Genomic DNA, 14,516 nt, shown 5'->3' on the forward strand with positions numbered 1-14,516 from the left:
GATCGATGCAGGCTCTTTACGCTCAGCTACTGGTGGGACTGATCAACGGCTCGTTCTACGCGCTGCTCAGTCTCGGGCTTGCCGTGATCTTCGGCATGCTCAACATCATCAATTTCGCCCACGGCGCGCTCTACATGATGGGCGCCTTCGTCGCCTATTTCCTGTTGAACCTCGGCGGCATCAACTATTGGTGGGCGTTGTTGCTGGCGCCGATCATCGTCGGCATCTTCGGCATGATCCTGGAACGGACCATGCTGCAATGGCTGACCGGGCTCGATCACCTCTACGGCCTGCTCCTGACCTTCGGCATCGCGCTGATCGTGCAGGGCCTGTTTCAGAATTATTTCGGCTCCTCCGGCCTGCCTTACGCCATTCCGGACCAGCTCAAGGGCGGCATGAATCTCGGCTTCATGTTCTTACCCGTCTATCGCGGCTGGGTCGTCGTGTTCTCGCTGGTGGTGTGCCTTGCGACCTGGTTCCTGATCGAGAAGACGCAGCTCGGCGCTTACCTGCGCGCCGCCACTGAGAACCCGACGCTGGTGCGCGCCTTCGGCATCAACGTTCCGCGCATGATCACGCTGACCTACGGTCTCGGTGTCGGCCTTGCCGCGCTCGCCGGCGTGCTCTCGGCGCCGATCAACCAGGTGCGGCCGCTGATGGGCGCCGACCTCATCATCGTCGTGTTCGCGGTGGTGGTGATCGGCGGCATGGGATCGATCATGGGCTCCATCATCACCGGCTTTGCGCTGGGCGTGATCGAGGGCCTGACCAAGTATTTCTACCCCGAGGCCTCCAACACCGTCGTGTTCGTGCTGATGGTGCTGGTGCTCTTGGTGAAGCCAACGGGATTGACGGGAAGGGCGGCCTGATATGACAACCCTGACGGACGACACGCTGCCGGCAAGCCCGCGTGCGATGCGCGACGAGATGACGGTGTTTGTGGTGATGGCGCTGCTGCTGGCAGCGGTGCCGTTCACGGGAGTCTATCCGTTCTTCGTGATGCAGGCGTTGTGCTTTGCGCTGCTTGCCTGCGCCTTCAATCTGCTGGTGGGTTACGGCGGCCTGCTGTCCTTCGGCCATGCGATGTTCCTGGGAACGGCCGGCTATTGCAGCGCGCATGCGCTCAAGGTGTGGGCCCTGCCGCCAGAGCTCGGCATCCTCGTCGGCGTGGTCGCGGCGTTCGCGCTCTCGATCATCACCGGCTACATCTCGATCCGCCGCCAGGGCATCTATTTCTCGATGATCACGCTGGCGCTGTCGCAGCTTCTGTACTTCATCTACCTCCAGGCGCCGTTCACCCATGGCGAGGACGGCATCCAGGGCATTCCGCAGGGACGCATGTTCGGAGTGCTCGATCTCTCCAAGCCGACGGTACTTTACTACGTCGTGCTGGTCGGGTTCCTCGCCGGCTTCCTCTTGATCTTCCGCATCATCAACTCGCCGTTCGGCGAGGTGCTGAAGTCGATCCGCGAGAACGAGCAGCGCGCGATCTCGCTGGGCTACCGGACCGACCAGTACAAGTTCCTGGCGTTCGTGCTGTCGGGGACGCTGGCAGGTTTCGCCGGGTCGCTGAAAGTGTTCGTGGCGCAGAATGCCTCGCTCACCGACGTGCACTGGACGATGTCGGGCGAGGTCGTGTTGATGACGCTGGTTGGCGGTCTCGGAACCATTTTTGGTCCCGTGGTCGGCGCCTTCGTCATCATCGCCATGCAGCAATATCTGGCGGGCTTCGGCCAATGGGTGACGGTGATCCAGGGCGCGATCTTCGTGATCTGCGTGCTCACCTTCCGCCGGGGTGTCATCGGGGAAATCGCGCATTACTTCCGGCGATCGCTCTAAGTTGCTGATCTGACTTCGATTTACCCGCTGCTTGAAAGCGGTGGATGACCCGGCTCCGCGGGCGTGAGATGGCACGCGCGCGGATCGAAAATGGTCTATGACAGTTTCATGACGGCCCGTTCGGGCCTGACCATTTCCAACCGGTAGCCTACCCCATGATGCGATGGTTTCGTGCTTTCCTGCCCAAGGAGGAACGCTTCTTCGACCTGTTCGACCGCCATGCGCAGACCGTGATCCAGGGCGCAATCGCGCTCCAGGGCATGCTGAACGGGGGCGAGGAGACGCCGGTCTATTGCCAGCGCGTCAACCAGTTCGAGAACGATGCCGACAACATCACCCGTGAGGTGCTGACGGCGGTGCGCCGCACCTTCATCACCCCGTTCGACCGCGGCGACATCAAGAACCTGATCACGTCGCTGGACGATGCCATCGACCAGATGCAGCAGACGGCGAAGGCGGTGATGCTGTTCGAGGTCCGCGCCTTCGAGCCGCCGATGCGCGAGATCGGCGGGCTCCTGATCGAATGCGCCAATCTGGTCGGACGCGCGCTGCCGCTGATGCAGTCGATCGGTCCGAACGTCGCCATGCTGACCGCGATCACCGAAGAGCTGGGCAAGCTGGAGGGGCGTGTCGACGATCTCCACGACATCGGGTTGAAGGAGCTGTTCCTCAAGCATCGCGACGGCAATGCGATGGATTTCATCGTCGGCGTCGAGATCTACGATCACCTCGAAAAGGTGGCCGACCGCTTCGACGACGTCGCCAACGAGATCAACAGCATCGTCATCGAGCAAGTGTAGGGCCGCGCCGTGGATGCAGCGCTGGGGCTTCCCATCCTGGTCGGACTGATCGCCGTCGCACTGCTGTTCGATTTCCTGAACGGCCTGCACGATGCCGCCAATTCGATCGCGACCATCGTCTCGACCCGTGTGCTGCGGCCGCAATTCGCGGTGTTCTGGGCCGCCTTCTTCAATTTCATCGCCTTCATGGTGTTCGGGCTGCACGTCGCCCAGACCATCGGGACCGGGATCATCGACCCCGCGGTGGTCGACGCCCAGGTGATCTTTGCGGCCCTGGTCGGCGCCATCGTCTGGAACCTCGTGACCTGGGGTCTCGGCATTCCATCGTCATCGTCGCATGCGCTGATCGGCGGCCTCGTCGGCGGCGGCATGGCCAAGGCGGGCATTTCGGCGGCCGTATGGAGCGGTCTGTCCAAGACGGTGCTGGCCATCGTGCTGTCGCCCCTCGTTGGCTTCCTGCTCGCGATGATGCTGGTGGCCATCGTGTCCTGGGCCTCGGTACGCTCGACGCCGTTCGCAGTCGATCGTGCGTTCCGCATCCTGCAATTTGCCTCCGCCTCGCTCTATTCGCTCGGTCACGGCGGCAACGACGCGCAGAAGACCATGGGCATCATCGCCGTGCTGCTCTATTCGCAGGGCCATCTCGGCAGCGAGTTCTCGGTGCCGTTCTGGGTGGTGCTGTCCTGCCAGGCCGCGATGGCGCTGGGCACGCTGATGGGTGGCTGGCGCATCGTCCGCACCATGGGCCTGCGCATCACCAAATTGACACCGATGCAGGGGTTCTGCGCCGAAACCGGCGGCGCGGTGACCCTTTTCATGGCGACTTTCCTCGGCGTTCCCGTCTCGACCACCCATACCATCACCGGCGCGATCGTCGGCGTCGGCGCCGCCCGCCGCGTCTCGGCGGTGCGCTGGAACGTCGCGAGCTCGATCGTCTATGCCTGGGTGATCACGATCCCGGCCTCCGCCATTGTCGCGGCGCTGACTTGGTGGGCGGTCCAGATCTTCGTCAGGTGACGAATTTCAGCCCCGCAATGCCGGCGACGATCAGACCGATGCTGGCGAGGCGGAACGCGGTCGCCGGTTCGCCGAAGAGGATGATGCCAAGCGTCGCGGTGCCGACCGCGCCGATCCCGGTCCAGACCGCGTAGGCGGTTCCGACGGGGAGGGATTTGAGCGCGAATCCGAGCAGGATGACGCTGCCGGCCATGGCGACGAGCGTGACGACGGACGGAACAAGCCTGGTGAAACCCTCGGTGTATTTCAGGCCAATCGCCCATGTGATCTCGAGAAGACCGGCGACGAACAGGATGCTCCAGGCCATGACGACCCTCCGTGCAAGGCAGGGTCGTCCCCGCGGCTGATATGCTGCTGAACAGGAGGGCCGTCCCTCCCGAAAGCCGATATGGGGCTGGCCGGAGGGTTCCGCAATCACCAAATGAGGCTTGATCAGGCCCATTTTCCCTGCCAAACGCTCCCGCCATGTCCGACATCGCCACCACCGCAGCCGAATCGCCGGCCCGTTCCCCGCTTGCCGCTGAAGTGGCGCGGCGGCGGACGTTTGCGATCATCTCTCACCCCGACGCCGGCAAGACCACGCTGACGGAGAAGCTGCTTCTGTTCGGCGGTGCCATCAACCTCGCCGGCCAGGTCAAGGCCAAGGGCGAGCGGCGCAACACGCGGTCGGACTGGATGAAGATCGAGCGCGAGCGCGGCATCTCGGTCGTGACCTCCGTGATGACCTTCGAGTTCGAGGGCCTCGTCTTCAACCTGCTGGACACGCCGGGCCACGAGGACTTTTCGGAAGACACCTACCGCACGCTCACCGCGGTCGATTCCGCTGTGATGGTGATCGACGCCGCCAAGGGCATCGAGGCGCGGACCCGGAAACTGTTCGAGGTGTGTCGTCTTCGGGATATCCCGATCATCACCTTCATCAACAAGATGGACCGCGAGAGCCGCGACGTCTTCGAGTTGCTCGACGAGATCGAGAAGACGCTGGCGCTCGACACCACGCCGATGACCTGGCCGGTCGGCCGCGGCCGCGACTTCCTCGGCACCTATGACGTCGTCAATGGCGGCGTGCGCCTGCTTGAAGGCGGCGGCGCCAAGACCGGCGCGGCCCAGCAGATCGAGATCGAGGAGCTCGCCAAGCTCAGCGCCAATCTCGATGTCTCCGCAGTGAAGGACGAGCTCGAGCTGGTCACCGAGGCGTCGAAGCCGTTCGAGCTGGAGGCGTTTCGCGAGGGCCATTTGACGCCGGTCTATTTCGGCAGCGCGCTGCGCAATTTCGGCGTCGGCGATCTGCTGGAAGGCCTCGGCAAGTTCGCGCCCGAGCCGCGCGCGCAGGACAGCGACCAGCGCAAGGTCGAGGCCACCGATCCGCGCATGAGCGCCTTCGTGTTCAAGATCCAGGCCAACATGGATCCGAACCACCGCGACCGCATCGCCTTTGCGCGGCTCTGTTCGGGCAAGCTCAGCCGCGGCATGAAGGCGAAGCTGGTGCGCACCGGCAAGAGCATGCCGCTGTCGAGCCCGCAATTCTTCTTCGCGCAGGATCGTTCGGTCGCCGACGAAGCCTTCGCCGGCGACGTCGTCGGCATCCCCAATCATGGCACGCTGCGCATCGGCGACACGCTGACCGAGGGCGAGGATTTCAACTTCGTCGGCGTGCCGAGCTTTGCGCCGGAAATCGTCCGCCGCGTCCGTCTCACCGACGCGATGAAGGCGAAGAAGCTGAAGGAGGCGCTTCAGCAGATGTCGGAAGAGGGCGTGGTGCAGGTGTTCCGTCCGCGCGACGGTGCGCCGGCGCTGGTCGGCGTCGTCGGCGCGCTGCAGCTCGACGTGCTCAAGGCGCGGCTGGAGGCGGAATATTCGCTGCCGGTCGAGTTCGAGGTCAGCGAGTTCCAGCTGGCGCGCTGGGTCTCCTCGGAGGACCGCAAGAAGCTCGACACGTTCATAGCGGCCAACACCTCGAGCATCGCCGACGATGTCGACGGCGATCCCGTGTATCTGGCGCGAAACGAGTTCTATCTCGGCTACACAAGGGAACGCGCCGAGGGCATCGAGTTCACCAACGTCAAGGACGTCAAGAAGAAGGGGTAGGGCGGCTCGCCGGCAGCCCATGCCTCGGCTCTGGCCCCAGACCCACCGGTGTCATGCCCCGGCTTGACCGGGGCATCCAGTACGCCGCAGCCTATCGATTCAATCACAACCGTCACGGCGTACTGGGTCGCCGGTCGAGCCGGGCGACGACACCGGAGTTGAACGCGAGCCTGTGAACGCGCGTGGGGTTGACGTGTTCATTCGCGATGCCACGTTCTCATCATGTGGCGCAGCATTCTCGTTATCATCCTGCTGGCGATCTCGGTCGTCGCCGCCAACGCGCAGCGCCGCCAGATCAATCCGATCCCGTTCTCCCACGAGCCGTGCAGCGTGCTCGACGGCAGGCCCTGCACACCGTCTTATTGCAGCCCGCTCGAGCCGGGTCCCTGCATTCCCGAGATCGACTATCCCTACGGCCAGAACCTCCAGCTCACGATCGAGAGCGTGCCTGCGCAAGCCGACCGCGCCAAATACCAAAAGCCGGATCACGATCTGGACACGATCGGCGACCTCTTCGCCGAGCTGCGCAGCTGCTGGTCGCCGCCGCCAGACAATGGGCGCGCGGGCATGCAGATGTCGGTGCGCTTCAGCTTCAACAAGGCGGGCGGCCTGATCGGGCCGCCGCGCCTCACATATGCGACCGCGGGCGTGCCCGCAGATACCAGAACCACCTACCTCAACGCGATCAACTCCTCCTTGAAGGCCTGCCTGCCGCTGAAGTTCACCAGCGGCCTTGGCGGCGCGCTGGCGGGCAGGCCGATCGCGATCCGCTATGTCGACAATCGCGAGCTCGGCAAGTAGCGCATCGGTTGCGACAAGCGGCCAATCGATGATACCTCAGAGTCGGGGGCGCTTGCCGAAGGGGAGGATGTCGTGGGTCTGCTGGTCATGATCCTGGGGCTGGTGCTGTTTTTCGCGGCCCATGTTTTCACGACGAAACGCAAGGCGCGCGCGCAGGCGATCGCGAAGCTGGGCGAGGGGACCTACAAGCTCCTCTATTCGCTGATCTCGCTGGCGGGGCTCGCGCTGATCATCTGGGGCTATGCCCATTACCGCAGCTCCGGCTGGATCGACGTCTGGTATCCGCCGAAGGCGATGAAGCACATCACGCTCGCCTTGATGCTGCCGGCCGTCATCCTGGTGGTGGCCTCCTACTTGCGCGGCCGCATCTATGCGACCTTGAAGCATCCGATGCTGGCCGGCATCAAGCTGTGGGCCGCCGCGCACCTGCTCGCCAATGGCGATCTCGGCTCCATCATCCTGTTCGGCTCGTTCCTGGGCTGGGCTGTGTATGATCGCATCACCCTCAAGCGTCGCAGCGATGGCGGCGGGCCGCCGATCCCGGTCGGCGGCGTCAGCAATGATCTGATCGCGGTCGCGGTCGGCGTCGTCGCTTATCTGGCGCTGGCCTTCGCGTTCCATCCGGTCGTGATCGGCGTTCCCGTGATCGGGGTCTAGCCGGTCAGCACAAGACGAGACCCGGCTGTCCATGCGCGGAAGCCGGCAAGAGCAACAAGCCGAGGACCCTTCGATGGATTGGTCGCAATCTCAGATCCCGCCGATGCGCCTCGAGGCGCGCTTCGGCGATCGGGTGGTTCCGGCATTTGCGGATCGGCCTGCGAGCCTGTGGGCGATGATCACCGAGGCGCACGGCCGCAACACCGATGCCGAAGCGCTAATCTGCGGCAACGTCCGCCTGAGCTGGCGCCAGGCGGTGGAGCAGGCGGCGCGGATCGCGGCGGGCTTTCGCAAGCTCGGCCTCGAGCGCGGCGACCGCGTCGCCATCCTGCTCGGCAACCGCATCGAATTTCCGCTGCTGCTGTTCGCTGCAGCGCATGAGGGGCTGGTCACCGTGCTGCTCAGCACGCGCCAGCAGAAGCCGGAGATCGCCTATGTTCTGGGCGATTGCGGCGCCAAGATCCTGATCCACGAAGCCTCGCTCGGCGAGCGCCTGCCCGATGCGCAGGATGCGCCAGATCTGGTCCACCGCATCGCCGTGGACGATGATCCGGCCCGGTCTCGCTTCTCAGCGCTCGCCGACAACGCGCCGGCAACGGCACCGGTCGAGGTGAGCGAAGAGGACACCGCGATGATCCTCTACACCTCGGGCACCACGGGCAAGCCGAAGGGCGCGATGCTGGCCCATTGCAACATCGTCCACTCCTCGATGGTGTTCGTGTCCTGCCTGCAATTGACCGAAGCGGATCGCTCGATCGCGGCGGTGCCGCTCGGCCATGTCACCGGCGTCGTCGCCAACATCACGACCATGATCCGCTGCGGCGGCGCGCTGATCATCATGCCGGAATTCAAGGCCGCCGATTATCTCAAGCTCGCCGCGCGCGAGCGCGTCACCTACACCGTGATGGTGCCGGCGATGTACAATCTCTGCCTGCTGCAGCCCGATTTCGACGGCTACGATTTGTCGAGCTGGCGCATCGGCGGCTTCGGCGGCGCGCCGATGCCGGTCGCGACCATCGAGAAGCTCAAGGCGAAGATTCCCGGCCTGAAGCTGATGAACTGCTACGGCGCGACCGAGACGACATCGCCCTCGACGATCATGCCGGGCGAGCTGACGGAGAGGCATATCGACAGCGTCGGCCTGCCGTGCCCCGGCGCGCGCATCGTCGCGATGGGGGCCGACGGGCGCGAGCTGCCCCCTGACCAGATCGGCGAGCTCTGGATCCAGAGCGCCTCCGTCATCAAGGGCTATTGGAACAACCCGAAGGCCACGGCCGAAAGCTTCACCAGTGGGTTCTGGCATTCCGGTGATCTCGGCTCGGTCGATGCCGACGGCTTCGTCCGCGTGTTCGACCGGCAGAAGGACATGATCAATCGCGGCGGCCTGAAGATCTATTCGGCCGAGGTCGAATCCGTGCTGGCGGGCCATCCCGCGGTGGTCGAGAGCGCGATCATTGCCAAGGCCTGCCCGGTGCTGGGCGAGCGCGTCCATGCCGTGGTGGTGACGCGCAGCCCGGTTGCCGGCGAGGCCTTGCGGGCCTGGTGCGCCGAGCGGCTGTCCGATTACAAGGTTCCCGAGACCCTGGCGATCACGGCCGAGCCGCTGCCGCGCAACGCCAATGGCAAGGTTCTGAAGCGGCAGCTGCGGGAGCTGCTCGGAAGCTGAGCCGGGCCGGCGGTTCTTCCGGGCCAGCCCGGGTGGTTAACGCCTTGATCGGGCTCGCTTTGCCTTGCCACCGCCATATCGTTAGGGTACCTCGCCGCCACGTGGGGACGGGATTCCTGACGCGAACGCTTTGGCGCGCGCACCCGGACGGGCATGGGATTAGCATAAGTGTCTGAATTATTTGACGAAGTCAACGAGGAAGTACGTCGCGAACAGCTCAAGAAGCTGTGGGACAAGTATTCGATCTACTTCATCGCCCTGATGGTGCTGGTCGTGGCTGGCGTCGCCGGCTGGCGCGGCTACCAATACCTTGAGACCAAGAAGGCCGCCGAGGCCGGCGCGGCCTTCGAGAAGGCCGTCGAGCTGTCCGAGCAGGACAAGCACGCCGACGCCGAGAAGGCCTTCACCGAGCTCGCCGCGACGGCTCCGTCCGGCTATCGCATCCTGGCCCGGCTGCGCGCTGCGGCCGAGGCCGCCAACCGCGATCCCAAGGCCGCCGCGAAGATGTATGACGACATTGCTGCCGACCGCAGCGTCGGCGGTGAGTGGCAGGATCTGGCCAAGCTCCGGGCCGCGGGCCTGGTGCTCGACGGTGCGAGCTACGCCGACATGCAGCAGCGGCTTGAGGCCTCCGCCGCGCCGAAATCGACTTTCCGCCACAGCGCCCGCGAGATGCTGGCGCTGTCGGCCTGGCGCAACAACGACATGACCGCCGCCCGCAAATGGCTCGATGCGATCTCCGAGGACGGCGAAACGCCGCCCGGCCTGCGGTCGCGCGCCGAGGCGCTCCAGGCTCTGCTGCCCCCCGTCGCCAAAAGCTGACGACGGCTTCTGATTTAAGCGAGACACAAGATGCGCCGCACGCCACGCTTGATCGCAGCCGCCGTCCTGATCGCCTTCACGGGCGTGCTGGGCGGCTGCTCCAGCTTCGATCCAAGCGACATGCTCGACTTCCTCGACACCAAGAAGAAGCTGCCTGGCGACCGCAAGCCGGTCTTTCCGGAGGGCGTGCCGGGCCTCGAGCAGGGTGTGCCCAGGGAGATGTACAAGGGCGCACAGCAGCAGCCCGATCCGAATGCACCCGCCGTTGCGGCCCTGCCTGCGGAGCCGCCGCCCGAGCCCGCCAAGCCGGCCAAGGGGGCCAAGGCGACGAAGTCCCGGCAGCCAGCCGCCACGGCGGCCGCACCGGCTGACGCACCCGCCGGCGAAGTCGATGGCGAAGCCCAGCCGGAGGCCGCGCCGCCCACGGCCGCTCCCCCGCCCAAGCACAAGATCGTCCGCAGGCGTACCACCGCGCCGCCGCCGGATCAGACTGTCCAGCAGGCGCAACCGACCCAGACCACGCAGCAGCAATCGCAGGGCGCCTTCCCGGCGCCGCTGCCGAGCGGCAGCTTCTCGCGCTAGTTTTTCATTGCATTGACACGCGCAGCCCCGGCAGCGCACGAATGACAGATGTCCTTCACGATCGCCATCATCGGCCGGCCCAATGTCGGCAAATCGACGCTGTTCAACCGCCTGGTCGGACAGAAGCTCGCGCTCGTCGATGACCTGCCGGGCGTCACCCGCGACCGCCGCGAGGGTGAGGCCAGGCTCGGCGATCTCGACTTCACCATCATCGATACTGCCGGCCTCGACGAGGGTGCCAAGGGCTCGCTGACCGCGCGTATGCAGGAGCAAACCGAGACCGCGATCGCGCAGGCCGATGCGCTGTTCTTCGTCATCGACGCCCGCATCGGCCTCACGCCCACCGATCGCGCCTTCGCCGATTTCGCCCGCAAGGCGAACAAGCCGGTGCTGCTGGTCGCCAACAAGAGCGAAGGCAAGCACGGCGATGCCGGCGCGATGGAATCCTTTGCGCTCGGCCTCGGCGATCCCATCCAGATCTCGGCCGAGCATGGCGAGGGCATGGGCGAGCTCTACGACGCGCTTGCCAGGCTGATGCCGGAGCCCGTCGAGGAGGACGACGACGAGGACGAGGCGCCGATCTCGGAGGAAGAGGCGGCGACGCGCCCGATCCGGGTCGCGATCGTCGGTCGGCCCAATGCCGGCAAGTCGACGCTGATCAACCATCTGCTCGGCGAGGAGCGCCTGCTGACGAGCCCGGAGGCGGGCACCACGCGCGATTCCATCGCGGTCGAGATCAACTGGAAGGGCCGTGATTTTCGCGTGTTCGACACCGCGGGCCTGCGCCGGCGCTCGCGCATCGAGGAGAAGCTGGAGAAGCTCTCGGTCGCGGACGCGTTACGCGCGGTGCGCTTTGCCGAAGTCGTCGTGCTGATGATGGACACGCAGAACCGCTTCGAGGAGCAGGATCTGCGGATCGCCGATCTGATCGAGCGCGAGGGCCGGGCCGTGGTGCTTGCCGTCAACAAATGGGACCTGATGGAGACCAAGGGCGGCGGCGCGATCTCGGGCCTGCGCCGCGACGCCGACCATTGGCTGCCGCAGCTCAAGGGCGTGCCTGTCGTCGCCGTGTCCGGCTTGATGGGCGAAGGCATTGACCGCCTGATGCAGGCGATCCAGGACGCCTATGCGATCTGGAACAGGCGCGTGCCGACGGCAGCGCTCAATCGCTGGTTCGAGCAGGCGATCCAGGCCAATCCGCCGCCCGCGGTTTCCGGCCGCAGGCTGAAGCTGAACTACATCACACAGACGAAAGCGCGCCCGCCGAGCTTCGTGCTGTTCTGCTCGCGTGCCGACGCGGTGCCGCAATCCTATTTGCGCTATCTCACCAACTCGATGCGCGAGACCTTCGAACTGCCGGGCACGCCGGTGCGCATCACGTTGCGCGAGAAGGCCAATCCCTTCGCGCACAAGCGCAAGCGGCCGTCGTGAGCGACGGCTCCGGCGAGGCGAAGGCGCAGGGCGCGCCGCCGGTCCGGCGCGGGGCGGTCGCCTTCATCTTCGTCACCATCCTGCTCGACATGCTCGCGCTCGGCGTGATCATGCCGATCCTGCCGAAGCTGATTGAAAGCTTCGTCGACAACGACACCGCGCATGCGGCGCGCATCTTCGGCCTGTTCGGCACCGCCTGGGCATTGATGCAGTTCGTGTTCTCGCCGCTGCTCGGTGCGCTGTCGGATCGCTTCGGGCGCCGGCCGGTGGTGCTGCTGTCGAATTTCGGGCTCGCGGCCGATTACGTGTTGATGGCGCTGGCGCCGTCGCTGGCCTGGCTGTTCATCGGCCGGGTGGTCTCCGGCATCACCTCGGCCAGCATCTCGACCGCCTTCGCCTACATCTCCGACATCACGCCGCCGGAGCGGCGTGCGGCGGTGTTCGGCAGGATAGGCGCGGCCTTCGGCGCCGGCTTCATCCTGGGGCCGGCGCTCGGCGGCCTGCTCGGCGACGTCGATCCGCGCCTGCCGTTCTGGGCCTCGGCAGCCCTCAGCTTCGCCAATGCGCTCTACGGGCTCTTCGTCCTGCCGGAATCGCTCGCGCCCGACAAGCGCGCGCCGTTCCGCTGGCGAAGTGCCAGTCCGGTCGGGGCGCTGCATCTGTTGCGATCCAACGCGGTGCTGGCCGCCTTGTCGGTCGTCAACTTCATCGCGCAGGTCGCGCACGTCGTGTTGCCCTCGACCTTCGTGCTCTATGCGACCTATCGCTACGGCTGGGATTCCAAGACGGTGGGACTGACGCTCGCCATGGTCGGCATCTGCGCCATGGTGGTGCAGGGGCTCGCCATCGGCCCGATCGTGCGCGCGCTCGGCGAGCGGAACGCGCTGTTGGTGGGTCTGTGCTGTGGCGCGCTCGGCTTCGTCGTGCTGGGGGCGGCGCCGACGGGACCGCTATCTTGGCTCGGCATTCCCATTCTGGCGCTGTGGGGCATCTCCGGCGCCGCCTCGCAATCGCTGATGACGCGGCTGGTCGCGCCTGATCAGCAGGGCCAGTTGCAGGGCGCGACCGCGAGCGTGCAGAGCGTGTCGCAGCTCGTCGGCCCGTTCCTGTTCACGCTGACATTTTCCTATTTCATCGGCGCCAGCGCGCCGCTGCACCTGCCCGGCGCGCCGTTCCTGCTGGCGGCGGTACTTATGGTGGTCTGCGTGGCGATCGCGGTGCGGTCGCTGGGTGGGATCAAGACGGTTTCGTAGGGTGGGCAAAGGCGCCTAAGCGCCGCGCCCACCATATCGCCGCGACCTCAAGAAGTGGTGGCACGCTCCGCTTTGCCCATCCTGCGGCGGCGTCTTTCATGGCACCAAATGCAAATGCCCGGGCGGTAGCCCGGGCATGACGTCGTCGAGGGTCTGCGTGACCGCTATGCGGTCACTTCTTCACCAGCGGGCAATCGCTGTCCTTGAGCGGCTTGGCCGCGTCTTCCGGTGCGATGGTGGCGATCTGCTTGTAGTAGTCCCACGGACCCTTCGACTCCTCGGGCTTCTTCACCTCGAAAAGATAGGCCGGGATGAGACGACGTCCGTCCTGGCGCAGGGGTCCGTTGCCGAACAGCGGATCGTCGGTCGGCAGCTCCTTCATCTTGGCGACGACCTTGGCGCCGTCCCGAGGATTGCCGCCGAGCGCCTCCATCGCCTTCAGATAATGCAGCACCATCGCGTAATTGCCGGCCTGGGTCATCGAGGGCATCGCGTTCTTGCTGGCCATCGCCGAGAACCGCTTCGACCATTCGCGGGTCTTGTCGTTCAGGTCCCAATAGAACGATTCAGTGAAGGTCAGGCCCTGCGCGGTCTTGAGGCCCAGCGAGTGCACGTCGTTGATGAACAGCAGCAGCGCGGCGAGCTTCTGGCCACCCTGGACGATGCCGAACTCGGCGGCCTGCTTGATGGCGTTGGTGGTGTCGCCGCCGGCATTGGCGAGGCCGATGATCTTGGCTTTCGACGATTGTGCCTGAAGCAGGAAGGAGGAGAAGTCTGCGGTGTTGAGCGGGTGCTTGACGCCGCCGAGCAGCTTGCCGCCATTGGCCGTGACGACGGCACCGGTGTCGCGCTCCAGCGCATGACCGAATGCGTAGTCGGCGGTCAGGAAGAACCAGCTGTCGCCGCCGGCCTTGGTCAGCGCCTTGCCAGTGCCGTTGGCCAGCATGTAGGTGTCATAGGTGTAGGAAATCGTGTTCGGCGTGCAGGCCTTGCCGGTGAGGTCCGCGGTGGCCGCGCCCGAATTGAGCAGCACCGCATTCTTTTCCTTGACGAGATTGCTCACCGCGAGCGCCACGCCCGAGCTCGGCGTGTCCGCGATCGCGTCGACCTTCTCGTTGTCAATCCATTGCCGGGCGATGTTGACGCCGACGTCGGGCTTGTTCTGGTGATCGCCGCTCAGGACTTCAATCTTCCAGCCCTTCTTGAGCAGGCCGGAATCCTCGACCGCCATCTTGATGGCAACCACAGAGTTCGGGCCGCCGATGTCGGCATAGAGGCTGGACATGTCGTTGAGCACGCCAATCTTGACGGTCTTGTCCTGGGCATGGGCGGATGTGGCAAAACCGAAAGCGGCGCAGGCCAAAAAGGCGGCGGTGCGGCGCGCGAACGTCGTCATCATGAAAGGTTTCCTCCAATGTCAAATATGCGGACGGCTCTCTTGCGGAGCCTTGTTCCGGCTGATGGCTCTACCGTGTCCCACGGCCGGCGGCAATGCACCTAAAGCCGGATGACGCTGCGTCGTAGCGTCATCCGTCGGTTAACTTTTGGGCAAAATGCGTT

At 65.3% G+C, this 14,516-nt stretch carries 14 protein-coding genes; 12 read left to right on the plus strand and 2 right to left on the minus strand.

Annotated elements, in window-relative coordinates:
* Positions 1–5 precede the first annotated feature (5 nt).
* The 4 genes from HAP40_RS16915 to HAP40_RS16930 all read left to right on the plus strand — a co-directional run bounded on the left by HAP40_RS16915 (position 6) and on the right by HAP40_RS16930 (position 3,656).
* A complete protein-coding gene (locus HAP40_RS16915) occupies positions 6–869 on the plus strand; it encodes a branched-chain amino acid ABC transporter permease (RefSeq protein ID WP_166816746.1) in 864 nt (287 codons plus the stop codon).
* Between the two features lies 1 nt (position 870).
* The gene (locus tag HAP40_RS16920) at positions 871–1,839 is read left to right on the plus strand and encodes a branched-chain amino acid ABC transporter permease (protein ID WP_166816745.1); all 969 of its coding nucleotides are present in this window, start codon (positions 871–873) and stop codon (positions 1,837–1,839) included.
* A gap of 155 nt (positions 1,840–1,994) precedes the next feature.
* Positions 1,995–2,639 (plus strand): DUF47 domain-containing protein, encoded by a 645-nt coding sequence (locus HAP40_RS16925; protein ID WP_166816744.1) that lies wholly within the window; start codon positions 1,995–1,997, stop codon positions 2,637–2,639.
* 9 nt (positions 2,640–2,648) lie between these two features.
* Complete coding sequence (locus tag HAP40_RS16930) at positions 2,649–3,656, plus strand: inorganic phosphate transporter (RefSeq protein WP_166816743.1); 1,008 nt, start codon at positions 2,649–2,651, stop codon at positions 3,654–3,656.
* Here HAP40_RS16930 and sugE read toward each other — a convergent pair.
* Positions 3,649–3,963, minus strand: a complete 315-nt coding sequence (sugE, locus tag HAP40_RS16935) for a quaternary ammonium compound efflux SMR transporter SugE (RefSeq protein ID WP_166816742.1) — start codon at positions 3,961–3,963, stop codon at positions 3,649–3,651. The genes HAP40_RS16930 and sugE overlap by 8 nt on opposite strands.
* A gap of 158 nt (positions 3,964–4,121) precedes the next feature.
* On the opposite strand from sugE, the gene HAP40_RS16940 reads away from it, so the two are divergent.
* The 8 genes from HAP40_RS16940 (at position 4,122) to HAP40_RS16975 (ending at position 12,956) form a co-directional block, all read left to right on the plus strand.
* Entirely contained in the window at positions 4,122–5,744 is a 1,623-nt protein-coding gene (locus tag HAP40_RS16940; RefSeq protein WP_166816741.1) for a peptide chain release factor 3, read from the plus strand.
* Positions 5,745–5,966: 222 nt separating this feature from the next.
* Positions 5,967–6,545 carry a hypothetical protein gene (locus HAP40_RS16945; protein ID WP_166816740.1) on the plus strand — a complete coding sequence of 193 codons (579 nt, stop codon included), beginning with the start codon at positions 5,967–5,969 and terminating at the stop codon, positions 6,543–6,545.
* Positions 6,546–6,617: 72 nt separating this feature from the next.
* Positions 6,618–7,202, plus strand: a complete 585-nt coding sequence (locus HAP40_RS16950; protein ID WP_166816739.1) for an NnrU family protein — start codon at positions 6,618–6,620, stop codon at positions 7,200–7,202.
* Between the two features lie 73 nt (positions 7,203–7,275).
* Positions 7,276–8,868 (plus strand): class I adenylate-forming enzyme family protein, encoded by a 1,593-nt coding sequence (locus HAP40_RS16955; RefSeq protein ID WP_166816738.1) that lies wholly within the window; start codon positions 7,276–7,278, stop codon positions 8,866–8,868.
* 168 nt (positions 8,869–9,036) lie between these two features.
* Positions 9,037–9,690: a tetratricopeptide repeat protein gene (locus HAP40_RS16960; RefSeq protein ID WP_166816737.1), complete on the plus strand. Its 654-nt coding sequence runs from the start codon at positions 9,037–9,039 to the stop codon at positions 9,688–9,690.
* A 30-nt stretch (positions 9,691–9,720) separates the two neighbouring features.
* Complete coding sequence (locus HAP40_RS16965) at positions 9,721–10,272, plus strand: hypothetical protein (protein ID WP_166816736.1); 552 nt, start codon at positions 9,721–9,723, stop codon at positions 10,270–10,272.
* Positions 10,273–10,320: 48 nt separating this feature from the next.
* Positions 10,321–11,703: a ribosome biogenesis GTPase Der gene (gene der, locus HAP40_RS16970; RefSeq protein WP_166816735.1), complete on the plus strand. Its 1,383-nt coding sequence runs from the start codon at positions 10,321–10,323 to the stop codon at positions 11,701–11,703.
* The gene (locus tag HAP40_RS16975) at positions 11,700–12,956 is read left to right on the plus strand and encodes a TCR/Tet family MFS transporter (RefSeq protein WP_166816734.1); all 1,257 of its coding nucleotides are present in this window, start codon (positions 11,700–11,702) and stop codon (positions 12,954–12,956) included. The genes der and HAP40_RS16975 overlap by 4 nt, the downstream gene beginning before the upstream one ends.
* 172 nt (positions 12,957–13,128) lie before the next feature.
* On the opposite strand, the gene HAP40_RS16980 is transcribed toward HAP40_RS16975, so the two are convergent.
* Positions 13,129–14,355 (minus strand): ABC transporter substrate-binding protein, encoded by a 1,227-nt coding sequence (locus HAP40_RS16980; protein WP_166816733.1) that lies wholly within the window; start codon positions 14,353–14,355, stop codon positions 13,129–13,131.
* Positions 14,356–14,516 lie beyond the last annotated feature (161 nt).

It is taken from the genome of Bradyrhizobium sp. 1(2017), assembly GCF_011602485.2.
Classification (GTDB): domain Bacteria; phylum Pseudomonadota; class Alphaproteobacteria; order Rhizobiales; family Xanthobacteraceae; genus Bradyrhizobium.